Raw genomic sequence first — 11,364 nt, 5'->3', positions numbered from 1 at the left:
AAGTGATTTTAATGAATAAGAAGATAGCTGCAATATTGCTTACCTTGGTACTCGTTGCCTTGCCGGCAGGTTGCCAGAATGCAAGGGAAGGAGTAGTTGCAGAAGTCAATGGGATGGAGATAACACAGGATGAGTTCGATATGGAATTCCAGGTAAACAAGGCGAGATTCGAGAGGCAATACGGCGACGACGCACTATCCCAGGTGGGTATGGATGGGAAGACCTTAGGTGAAAGTCTGAGTGAAAACATCCTCGAGAACCTCATAATCCAGAAGCTAATCGAAGTTGACTCTCAGGAGAACGGGATTTCAGTTACCGAGGAGGAGATCGACCAGAGGATTTCATCTGTCAAGGAGGAGCTGGGCGGAGAGCAGGCATTCCAGGATTTCCTTGATTCAAACAGCTTCGATCTTTCATATTTCAGGAAATACGAAAGAGAGCAGCTTATCATTGACAAGCACAGGGAACTGATCCTTTCAGGAATCGAAATCAGTGACGATGAGGCAAGGGACTACTACTCACAAAACAGCGAAAGCCTAATAGAAGTTAAGGCAAGCCACATACTTCTTGGCTCAGAGGAGGATGCTCTAAGAGTATTACAAAGACTTCAAAATGGAGAGGACTTCGCTCAGGTTGCAATGCTGGAATCCCTGGACAGTGAATCGGCTGTAAGAGGGGGAGACCTTGGATACTTTTCAAGGGGCTACTACTCGATATCTGAGTTTGAAGAGAAGGCCTTTTCGTTGGAGGAGGGAGAAGTAAGCGGGGTCGTCAAGACAGAGGTAGGATATCACATAATATGGGTTATGGATAGAATGGACACCTATGAGGAGCTTGCCGACAAGGTGATAGAAACAATAAGGGAAGAAAAATATTTTCAATATATAGAAGAGCTTAGGGCTGAGGCTGAAGTAAAGAAATTCACAGAATAGCCTTAAGGCATCAGGAGGAGCAATAATGACTAAAAGTCAGAATTATTTAAAGGGTGCAGCGGTACTTGGTGTCGCCGGCATCATAGTAAAGATATTGGGAGCGGTATACAGAATACCTCTTTCCAATATTATAAAGGATGAAGGTATAGGCTATTATCAGACTGCCTATCCGATTTATGTCCTTTTGCTTACGCTTTCAACTGCAGGGATACCCGTTGCGATCGCAAAGCTGGTTTCTGAAAAGAGGGCTCTTGGTGACTACAGGAACGCCCACAAGGTTTTCAAGGTTTCCCTGGTGGGATTGGTGGTTCTGGGAATACTTACATCCCTTACAGTTGCAGTTGGTGCAGAAATGATAGTAGAGTCGATCGGTAATCCAAATGCCTACTATGCCTTGCTCGCACTTGCACCTGCGCTTTTATTCGTCCCCATAATGGCAGCATTCAGAGGATTTTTCCAGGGAAGCCAGACCATGTTCCCAACGGCATTGTCCCAGGTATTGGAGCAGCTGTTCAGGGTTGCCACAGGCCTTGGACTTACCGTACTGCTCCTTGACAAGGGACTTCCTATAGCTGCAGGCGGAGCATCCTTCGGAGGATCCATGGGTGCAATCATCGGCGCAGTAACAATAATCATCATATACTTAAAAAGAAGAAGCTCTATAAAGGATGAGATAGCCACAACAATAATAAGCAAGGAATATCCTGTTAAGAGCATCATAAAGGATCTGCTTTTGATTGCTGTACCGATAACCATTGGTTCAGCAATAGCCCCTATAATGAACACAGTGGATGCGGCACTCGTTTTCAGGAGACTGCAGGATATCGGCTACACCTCGAAAACTGCCAACGACCTCTACGGTCAGCTCACTGGAATGGCTCAAACGCTGGTGAATCTTCCCCAGGTTTTCTCGATAGCGATCTCAATGAGTCTTGTGCCTGCCATTTCGACTGCAAGCGCCAGGAAAGCACGGGATGAGCTGGGCAGTCTCATTTCATCCGGCATCAGGATGACGCTTTTGATAGGACTTCCTGCGGCACTTGGGATGTTCGTACTTGCCAAGCCTATAATTGCACTGTTGTACTTCAATAATGAGCCTTCTGTAATTGCAAGTACAGGGGACATTCTGACTTATCTTTCCCTTGGAGTGATATTTTTGACCCTTGTACAGGCTCTGACCGCCATTATCCAGGGACTTGGAAAGCCGATCATACCCGTAAGAAATCTATTCTTCGGTGCCTTGGCTAAGATTACCCTTACCTATATTCTCACTGGAATCCCTGCAATAAATGTAAAGGGTGCAGCCATAAGTACAGTAACTGCTTATGCTGTGGCGGCCACACTGGATTTCTATTATGTTATCAAAACGGCCAATGCCGGTATTGATCTCAAAAAGATACTTCTCAAGCCGCTGATGTCCTCATTGGGGATGGCGGCAGTCGTAAAGCTTGGCTACATGGCAATGTCATCAATAATGCCTGACAAGCTGGCAACGGTTGGAGCAGTGGGACTGGGAGTTGTAGTGTATGGGGTACTTCTGATCGTGACGGGAACTATAACCAGGGAGGACCTGGCCATGTTCTCCAAGGGAGGAAGAATTGCTGACAAGCTTGGCAGATTCCTGAAAAGCGAAAAACAATAAATCGTAAGGAGCTATTCTATGGATAAAATTTTTGTAATAGGCTTAGGGCCTGGAAGTCCGGACAACCTTACCTTAGCGGCTGTTGAAAGGATAAACGGAGAAGGACCACATTTTTTAAGGACCGAGAAGCATCCTGCAGTGGATTATTTCAAGACCAGAGGGATAGCCTACCAAGCCTTTGACAGCTACTATGATACCTCTGAAAGTTTTGAGGAGGTTTATTCCTCCATAACTGAAAGACTGATAGAAGAGGCTAAGACCCATGGCATCGTAAACTACTATGTTCCCGGGAATCCTATGGTTGCGGAGAGAACTGTAAAGCTTCTGGCAGACAGAACTGATGACATAGAGCTTAAGTTCGTTTCAGGAATGAGCTTTATCGAGCCCATGCTTGAGGCGACAGGAATAGACCCTGTAGACGGACTACAGGTCCTGGATGGAGCAGAGCTTAAATCGACTGATGTCAGCATAAGAAGCAACATAATAATCACCCAGGTCTATAATCCAAGAATAATGTCTGACATCAAGCTGATCCTGTCGGAAATATATGGCGATGAGCACGAGGTTTGCCTTGTTCACAGGGCTGGACTGCCCGATCAGAATGTAGAGAGGCTTATGCTTTCTGAAATAGACAGGTCTCCTTATATAGATGCCCTTACAAGCCTTCTCGTTCCCGCTCTTGTCGGCGACCGAAAATCAAGGTATTCCTTCGAGGACATAGTCGACATAATGGCAAAGCTCAGAGCTGAGAACGGCTGCCCCTGGGACAGAGAGCAGGACCACCTGTCCATAAGGCAGGCTGTGCTTGAGGAAGCCTATGAGCTGGTCGAAGCACTTGAGGACGAGGACCCTGAACACATAGTCGAGGAGTTGGGAGATTTACTGCTTCAGGTGGTTTTTCACACTCAGATAGGGTATGAAGATGGCGAATTTTACCCGTTTGACGTGACGACAGGTCTTGCAAGCAAGTTAATTTCAAGGCATCCACACGTTTTTTCAGAAAAAAATGTAGATAATTCCAGCGAAGTAGTATATAATTGGAATAAGATAAAGTATGAAAATAGGAATATATCAACCCTTTCAGAGAAATTGAAAAATATTCCAAGACTTCCAGCCCTGATGAGGAGCTACAAGGTCCAGGAAAAAGCCGCTGAAATAGGCTTTGACTGGGACAGCATCAGCGGCCCTTCAGACAAGGTGTCTGAGGAGCTTTTAGAGGTAATGGAGTCTTACACTGTATTTGGGCCCTCCCACAGCCATACCGAAGAGGAAATCGGCGATCTTCTCTTCGCCGTAGTCAATCTTTCCAGGTTTCTAAAGGTGGATCCTGAGGTAGCACTCAATAAAACCATTGGAAAATTCACAAAAAGAATGGAAAAGATGGAGTATATGGCTGAAAATATGGGTATACAGATGGAGGAAATGAGTCTGAATGAGTTGGATGCCCTATGGGACAAGGCTAAATCTGAAGAGTGAAGTTTGCTGATTGTGGACTCAAAAGTATGAATAAATTAGCAAATAAAAAACAAGGAGGAATCATTAATGAACAAAGCTGAATTGATCGCGAGCATAGCAGAAAAAAGCGACCTTACGAAGAAAGATGCAGAAGCAGCATTGAACGCATTTATGAAAGCTGTTGAGGAGTCATTGGCAGCAGGAAACAAGGTTCAATTGGTAGGCTTTGGTACCTTCGAGGTAAGGGAAAGAAAAGCTAGAGAAGGAAGAAATCCTAGAAATCCTGAAGAAGTTATTAAGATTCCTGCATCAAAAGCTCCTGTTTTCAAAGCCGGCAAGGCACTTAAGGAGAGCGTAAACGTAACTAAAAAAGGAAAGAAGAAATAAGAAAATCAGGTCTATGACCTGATTTTTTTTCGGGGGTAAATATGAGAATAGATAAATATCTTAAGGCATCGAGGATCATAAAACGAAGGACTGTAGCTAAGGAAGCCTGTGAACAGGGCAAGGTGTCGATAAACGGAAAGACCGCCAAGCCGGGAGACGAGGTAAAGGTGGGAGACGTCATCGTTGTTTCCTTCGGCAACGGCGAGATGAAGGTGGAGGTTCTGGATCTGAAGGAATCTGCGGGCAAGGACCAGGCAGACAGCCTGTACAAGGTTATTTAGCCAAGGGTAGTACTTGAAAATAATCATAAAACATGAGATAATTGACCGTAAGAATAGCAACATTTCTCAAAGGCGGTGATTTTGTGTCCGGAAAAAGAAAGATACAAAAAAAAGGCTTGAGAATATCACATGTTTTTGTTGTCCTGCTTGTGATATATCTCGTCACGGTCATGAATCATCAGAGACAGCTAATGAATAGCCTTGAGGAGAAAAGAGAGGTCCTTGAATCCGAGATAGTCCAGTTGGAGGACAAGATCGGGGATTTGAACGATCAGATCGAAAAAAGCGGCACTCTGGAATTCGTCGAGAGGATCGCCAGGGATGAGCTTGGTATGGTAAAGCCCAGGGAAATAATCTACATAGACAAAAGCAGTCCGGAGTACAATAAGGACAGTGTTTTTGACAAAGATAAATAATTGACATAACCCCAAGGCTGATATATACTCATGATATATTATCATTTGTAAGGAGGAAAAGGTTGTCTATGCCCGTATCTGTTGGAGAAATAGTAGAGGGTACTGTGACCGGAATAACTAATTTCGGTGCTTTTATTCAGTTGCCAGAAGGAAAGAGTGGACTTGTACATATCTCAGAGGTATCTCACGACTATGTAGAAAAGGTCTCGGATTACTTAAAAAAGGATCAAAAGGTCAAGGTCAAGGTATTGTCCATATCTGCAGATGGTAAAATAAGTCTGTCAGTAAGGCAGGCCAAGCCTAAGACAAGCAAGCCTGTGGAAATAGACTGGAGCAGGCAGGATGACAGACAGAGAAGCATGTCCTTTGAAGATATGCTGAACAGCTACCTCAAGGACAGCAATGAGAAGATGGACCAAATCAAAACCAAAGACGGCAGAAAGAGCTTTGGAGTGAGGGGCAAAAAAAACAGCAGCAACGATTGATAAAACCGGTTTAACCGGTTTTTTGTATTTGTGTGGAAGAAAAAAACTATGGGTATATTATGATACAGCTTGGATTGGGTGATCCAGATGGAGAAAAAGGTTCTTAAAAATATTATAGAGTATGGAATGGTCGATGCGGGGGACACCATTCTGGCAGCTGTGTCAGGAGGGCCGGATTCCATGGCAATGCTGATGAGCCTGGTGAACCTGAGGGAAAGACTTGGGTTCAGGCTTGCGATCGCCCATGTGAACCATGGCGTCAGAGGAGAGCTTGCCGACAGGGACCAGCGCTTTGTGGAAGAGGTAGCAAGGAAGCTTCAGATTCCCTATCACACGATCAACGTGGATATGGTTGCCCATGGCAAGGAGCTTGGTATATCATCTGAGGAAGCGGGAAGACTTCTTCGATACGATTTTTTCAGAAAGGTATTGGCAGGCTATGGCAAGGGCAGGATCGCTGTGGCACACAACATGAACGATCAGGCCGAGACTGTTCTTTTCAGGATAATGAGAGGAACAGGTATCGATGGCTTAAAGGGCATGAGCTTCAATCAGGATGATATCATTCGACCCTTATTGAATATAACAAGGGACGAGATAGAGGGTTATATCAGAGAGAATGGCATCGAGACCGTTGAGGATCACACAAACCTTCAGACAGTGTACACCAGGAACCGGATAAGACTTGAGCTTCTTCCATACATAATGGAGAACTTCAACCCGAATATAATTGAGGGACTCTTCAGGATGTCGTTATTGGCCTCTGAGGATAGTACCATAATCGAGGATGCGGTCGAAAAAAAATATAATTCTGTAGTGAAAAACAAAAGCTATAACAGTATAATTTTTAGTGGCAGCCACTTTACGATGGAGTCGCCGCCTCTTAAAAAAAGACTCATACGAAAGGCTGTACTTGGCATAAAAGGAACGCTCCACGGCATCGAGGAAAAGCATGTCAGCTCTGTTCTGGAGCTTTTCCAAAATGGGCGCACCGGCTCAACCCTTGACCTTCCGGGAGGTATAATAGCAAGAGTATCCTACGACGAGCTCTCCATTGAGAAATCAAGATCAGCCAGGGAAGAACTTCCTGAGGTGGAGATCAACCCTGGGGATAACCTGATACCGGAGTGGGGTCTTCTCATAAAGGTTGAGAATACAGAAAAAGCTGAAACAGGCGGAAGAGGAAAATTCACAGCAACCATAGATGGTGACAAGCTTGAGGGAACGATGATACTGAGACAAAGAAGGGATGGAGACAGGTTCTCACCCACAGGTCTAATCGGATCAAAGAAGCTGAAGGATTACTTCATAGACAAAAAAGTACCCAGAGACCAAAGAAACGAAATACCCATAATTTCAGATTCAAAAGGCATAGTCTGGGTGGTGGGACATTCAGTGGATAATCGGGTTGCAGCTGATATAAAAACGATAAATCATTTAAGGTTGACCATAAGTAAAATCAAATAAACCGATGGGAGGATATGATTTGAACGATCCAATCAAAAAGATACTCGTTGAAGAAGAAGCGATCAGAAAGAGAGTAAAGGAACTTGGAAGAGAGATAACCGAAGCCTACAAGGGAAAGGACCTTATAGTTGTCGGCATACTGAAAGGTGCTGTCGTATTTTTGTCGGATCTTACCCGAGCTATCGAAATGCCGGTGCTGATAGATTTCATGGCCGTATCCAGCTATGGAAAATCCAGCATATCCACTGGCGAAGTAAGGATAATGAAGGACCTGGACTTCAGCGTTGAAGGCAAGGATGTCCTTATAGTTGAGGATATTATAGATACAGGGCTTACTCTCAACTATCTGAAGGACATACTTACAAAGAGGGGAGCCAGCTCCGTAAGGATATGCACTCTTCTTGACAAGCCCGATAGAAGGACTGTAGGAGTGCACATAGACTTTTTGGGTTTCGAGATACCGGATGAGTTTGTAGTGGGCTATGGCCTTGATTTCAATGAGATGTACAGAAATTTCCCATTTGTAGGGGCTCTGAAGGAAGAGATTTACAGCTGAGGATTTATTGATTAGATAACCAGGCTATGGTATAATAAATAAATATCATCTAAACTGGGAATTGGAGGGAGGACTAGTATTGAAACGATTTTTTAAGGGCATCAGTATATACCTGCTGATAGTGCTTTTGATAATGTTCAGCGTAAGAATGTTCGGCACTGAGGTAGAACAGATCTCCGAATTTGATTTTACGGAGTTGGTGTCCAGACTTAAGGATGGAAGCATAGACAGAATAACCTCCATCGGGAATACGGTCGAGGGCGAGCTTAAGGATGGAACAAAGTTCACCGCAATACTGCCCGAGGAAGCAAGACCGACCTTCTATCACGATTACGTGAAGGAAATGGTCGATAATGAGACAATCAAATACGGCGCGGAGCAGATTCCCATAAGCCCATGGTATATAGAAATGCTGCCGACTCTGATGATACTTCTGGTTTTTGGAGTCGTCTGGTTCGTGTTTATGCAGCAATCTCAGGGCGGAGGCGGCGGTGGCCGGGTGATGTCCTTTGGGAAAAGCAAGGCTAAGATGCACAAGCTTGAGGAAGGAAAGCTCGTCACCTTCAACGAGGTAGCTGGGCTTGAGGAGGAGAAGGAGGAGCTTAAGGAGATAGTCGACTTTTTGAGTCATCCAAAGAAATATGTTGAAATAGGCGCAAGGATACCTACAGGTGTTTTGATGGTAGGACCTCCTGGAACAGGAAAGACATATCTTAGCAAGGCCGTTGCAGGAGAAGCGGGCGTACCGTTCTTTACGATCTCAGGATCAGACTTCGTTGAGATGTTCGTAGGAGTAGGTGCCAGCAGGGTAAGAGATCTGTTTGAGCAGGCAAAGAAGAATTCACCCTGTATAGTCTTTATTGACGAAATAGATGCAGTAGGCCGGAGAAGAGGTGCAGGGCTTGGCGGAGGACACGACGAAAGAGAGCAGACGCTAAATCAGCTCCTGGTCGAGATGGATGGATTCTCCAAGAATGAAGGCATAATAGTCATGGCTGCAACAAACAGGGCTGACATACTTGACCCGGCGCTGCTAAGACCGGGAAGATTTGACAGAACGATCTATGTCGGGCTTCCCGACATAAAGGGCAGGGAGGCGATACTCCAGGTCCACACCAGGAACAAGCCCCTTGCAGAAGATGTTGACCTTAAGGTAGTGGCTAAGAGAACACCGGGCTTTACTCCGGCGGACCTTGAGAACCTGGTGAATGAAGCCGCACTTCTAACAGCAAGATTCAATCTGAAAACCATACCTATGCACCTTATAGAGGAAGCTTCAATAAAGGTACAGGCAGGACCGGAGAAGAAGAGCAGAGTCATAAGCCCACACGAAAGAAAGCTCACGGCATATCATGAAGCGGGGCATGCCCTTACAGCCAGAATGATACCCGGTACTGACCCTGTTCACATGGTTACCATAATACCAAGGGGAATGGCTGGAGGCTTTACAGCCTATATACCTAATGAAGACAGGAATTACCTGACAAAAAAGCAAATGGAGGACAAACTTGTAATACTTCTTGGCGGCAGGGTAACTGAAGCTCTCGTCCTTGACGACATAAGCACAGGTGCTCAAAACGATATCGAGCGTGCAACAAAGCTTGCCAGATCTATGGTTACCCATTATGGGATGAGTGAAATCCTTGGACCTATGACCTATGGTACCGATGAGGAAGAGGTATTCGTAGGAAGAGATCTGAACAGATCCAGGAATTACAGTGAGGAAGTCGCAGCTGCAATCGACAAGGAAATGAGAAAGCTCATCGACACTGCATACCACAGGGCGGAAGCTATTATAAAACAAAATATGGAAGCTCTGCACAGATTGGCCGATGCTCTTCTCGAAAAAGAGACCATAGACGCCAGAGAGTTTGAAGAGATTTTCCAAGGAAGCTGATGCAGGCCCCTTCACGGGGACCTGCTTTTCGCATGCAGGGAATAATACAAATTTTGCAATTTTGCCTGCATGATTTAAAATAATTGAAGTTTATGTTGCAATATTGCCATAATTTCTAATATAATAAGTGGTAGATTAGGTACCATGATGAGGAGGTAAAGGGATGTACGATGACAAGAAACTTGATCAAGTAAAGTCTTCCTTTAAAGATTGGGAAGATAACAAGGTCCAAAAGCTTCTTTCCAAGTTTCCGGAGAGGAAGAAAACATTTTCCACTGGATCTGACACCGAGGTCGACAGATTATACACACCTGCCCATATAGAGGATCTGGATTACGAGAGAGATCTCGGTTATCCGGGTGAATACCCATTCACAAGGGGAGTTCAGCCAACGATGTACAGGGGCAGATTCTGGACCATGAGACAGTATGCAGGCTTTGCTACAGCCGAAGAATCCAACAAAAGATACAAATATCTTCTGGAGCAGGGACAAACAGGTCTTAGCGTAGCCTTTGACCTTCCAACTCAAATAGGCTATGACTCAGACCACAGCCTTTCAGAGGGAGAAGTAGGAAAAGTCGGTGTTGCCATAGACTCGTTGAGGGATATGGAAATACTGTTTGACGGCATCCCACTTGACAAGGTCAGTACATCCATGACTATAAATGCACCCGCCAGCGTTTTGTTGGCAATGTATATCGCAGTTGCTGAAAAGCAGGGAGTATCACCAGACAAGCTGAGAGGAACCATACAAAATGACATCCTCAAGGAGTACATTGCCAGGGGAACATATATATTCCCGCCTGAGCAGTCTATGAGACTTATCACCAATATATTCGAATATTGCTCAAAAAGCGTTCCACAGTGGAACACCATAAGCATAAGCGGCTATCATATAAGAGAAGCAGGCTCAACAGCAGCTCAGGAGGTAGCATTCACACTCGCGGACGGTATCGCATACGTAGAGGCGGCAATAAAGGCAGGTCTTGATGTTGACGACTTCGCACCAAGATTGTCCTTCTTCTTCAATGCCCACAACGACCTTCTTGAGGAGGTTGCCAAGTACAGAGCGGCAAGAAGACTATGGGCAAAGATAATGAAGGAAAGATTCAAAGCCAAGAGCGACAAGTCAATGCAGTTAAAGTTCCACACCCAGACAGCCGGCTCGACTCTTACAGCTCAGCAGCCTGACAACAATATAATAAGAGTTACCATCCAGACACTTGCTGCAGTTCTTGGGGGAACACAGTCCCTGCATACCAATTCAAGGGATGAGGCGCTGGCACTTCCTACGGAGGATTCTGTAATGATAGCCCTGAGGACCCAACAGATAGTTGCATACGAATCAGGAGTCACAGAAACAATAGATCCTCTTGCCGGCTCATACTACATCGAGAGCCTGACAAGTGCCATAGAAAAGGAAGCAGAGGACTACATTACAAAAATAGATAACCTTGGAGGAGCCACAAAGGCTATAGAGAACGGCTATATCCAGAAGGAGATCCAGAATTCAGCATATAAATACCAGATGCAGGTGGAGGATCTCGAAAGAATAGTAGTCGGGGTAAACAAGTTCAAGGTCGAGGAGACTGGGAAGAGAGAGCTTCTTAAGGTAGATCCACACGTTGAGATCCTTCAAAGAAAGAAGATCGAAAAGCTTAAGAAGGACAGAGATGGATCTTTGGTGGAGAACACCCTTATGGTGCTAAAGGAAAAGGCAAAGACAGATGAAAATCTTATGCCCTACATTCTGGATTCAGTAAAGGCATATGCTACTCTTGGCGAGATTTGCGGCGTTTTAAGAGAAGTTTTCGGAGAGTACGAGCAATCGGTAATACTATAGAAA

11 protein-coding genes are annotated in these 11,364 nt (G+C 45.0%); all 11 read left to right on the top strand.

The genetic code is table 11. The features are described from left to right. Positions 1-11 precede the first annotated feature (11 nt). The 11 genes from EC328_RS09340 (at position 12) to EC328_RS09290 (ending at position 11,361) form a co-directional block, all read left to right on the top strand. Entirely contained in the window at positions 12-932 is a 921-nt protein-coding gene (locus EC328_RS09340) for a peptidylprolyl isomerase (protein ID WP_128426537.1), read from the top strand. Positions 933-957: 25 nt separating this feature from the next. Next, the gene (locus EC328_RS09335) at positions 958-2,574 is read left to right on the top strand and encodes a putative polysaccharide biosynthesis protein (RefSeq protein WP_128426536.1); all 1,617 of its coding nucleotides are present in this window, start codon (positions 958-960) and stop codon (positions 2,572-2,574) included. A gap of 18 nt (positions 2,575-2,592) precedes the next feature. After that, complete coding sequence (gene yabN / locus EC328_RS09330) at positions 2,593-4,050, top strand: bifunctional methyltransferase/pyrophosphohydrolase YabN (RefSeq protein ID WP_128426535.1); 1,458 nt, start codon at positions 2,593-2,595, stop codon at positions 4,048-4,050. Positions 4,051-4,116: 66 nt separating this feature from the next. Next, positions 4,117-4,416 carry an HU family DNA-binding protein gene (locus EC328_RS09325; RefSeq protein ID WP_128426534.1) on the top strand — a complete coding sequence of 100 codons (300 nt, stop codon included), beginning with the start codon at positions 4,117-4,119 and terminating at the stop codon, positions 4,414-4,416. 41 nt (positions 4,417-4,457) lie between these two features. Then, positions 4,458-4,697 (top strand): RNA-binding S4 domain-containing protein, encoded by a 240-nt coding sequence (locus tag EC328_RS09320; protein WP_128426533.1) that lies wholly within the window; start codon positions 4,458-4,460, stop codon positions 4,695-4,697. A gap of 41 nt (positions 4,698-4,738) precedes the next feature. Beyond that, positions 4,739-5,113 carry an FtsB family cell division protein gene (locus EC328_RS09315; RefSeq protein WP_128426532.1) on the top strand — a complete coding sequence of 125 codons (375 nt, stop codon included), beginning with the start codon at positions 4,739-4,741 and terminating at the stop codon, positions 5,111-5,113. A gap of 68 nt (positions 5,114-5,181) precedes the next feature. Continuing rightward, positions 5,182-5,598 carry a S1 RNA-binding domain-containing protein gene (locus tag EC328_RS09310; protein WP_128427043.1) on the top strand — a complete coding sequence of 139 codons (417 nt, stop codon included), beginning with the start codon at positions 5,182-5,184 and terminating at the stop codon, positions 5,596-5,598. A gap of 87 nt (positions 5,599-5,685) precedes the next feature. After that, the gene (gene tilS / locus EC328_RS09305) at positions 5,686-7,065 is read left to right on the top strand and encodes a tRNA lysidine(34) synthetase TilS (RefSeq protein ID WP_128426531.1); all 1,380 of its coding nucleotides are present in this window, start codon (positions 5,686-5,688) and stop codon (positions 7,063-7,065) included. A gap of 19 nt (positions 7,066-7,084) precedes the next feature. Further along, a complete protein-coding gene (gene hpt, locus EC328_RS09300) occupies positions 7,085-7,621 on the top strand; it encodes a hypoxanthine phosphoribosyltransferase (protein ID WP_240671470.1) in 537 nt (178 codons plus the stop codon). Between the two features lie 79 nt (positions 7,622-7,700). Continuing rightward, positions 7,701-9,518, top strand: coding sequence for an ATP-dependent zinc metalloprotease FtsH (ftsH, locus tag EC328_RS09295; RefSeq protein ID WP_240671469.1), 1,818 nt, complete (start codon positions 7,701-7,703; stop codon positions 9,516-9,518). Between the two features lie 163 nt (positions 9,519-9,681). After that, on the top strand, positions 9,682-11,361 hold the full coding sequence (locus EC328_RS09290) for an acyl-CoA mutase large subunit family protein (protein WP_128426529.1): 1,680 nt from the start codon (positions 9,682-9,684) through the stop codon (positions 11,359-11,361). Positions 11,362-11,364 lie beyond the last annotated feature (3 nt).

This window comes from Gudongella oleilytica (assembly GCF_004101785.1).
GTDB lineage: Bacteria > Bacillota > Clostridia > Tissierellales > Tissierellaceae > Gudongella > Gudongella oleilytica.
The sequence above is the reverse complement of the archived record's forward strand: the minus strand, read 5'-3'. Positions and strand labels throughout refer to the sequence as shown.

Excerpts from the sequence above, each read along its gene's own strand:
- EC328_RS09290 (WP_128426529.1), top strand. The coding sequence starts at position 9,682 with ATGTACGATGACAAGAAACTTGATCAAGTAAAGTCTTCCTTTAAAGAT.
- EC328_RS09320 (WP_128426533.1), top strand. The coding sequence starts at position 4,458 with ATGAGAATAGATAAATATCTTAAGGCATCGAGGATCATAAAACGAAGG.
- EC328_RS09310 (WP_128427043.1), top strand. The coding sequence starts at position 5,182 with ATGCCCGTATCTGTTGGAGAAATAGTAGAGGGTACTGTGACCGGAATA.
- tilS (WP_128426531.1), top strand. The coding sequence starts at position 5,686 with ATGGAGAAAAAGGTTCTTAAAAATATTATAGAGTATGGAATGGTCGAT.
- EC328_RS09325 (WP_128426534.1), top strand. The coding sequence starts at position 4,117 with ATGAACAAAGCTGAATTGATCGCGAGCATAGCAGAAAAAAGCGACCTT.
- EC328_RS09340 (WP_128426537.1), top strand. The coding sequence starts at position 12 with ATGAATAAGAAGATAGCTGCAATATTGCTTACCTTGGTACTCGTTGCC.
- yabN (WP_128426535.1), top strand. The coding sequence starts at position 2,593 with ATGGATAAAATTTTTGTAATAGGCTTAGGGCCTGGAAGTCCGGACAAC.
- EC328_RS09335 (WP_128426536.1), top strand. The coding sequence starts at position 958 with ATGACTAAAAGTCAGAATTATTTAAAGGGTGCAGCGGTACTTGGTGTC.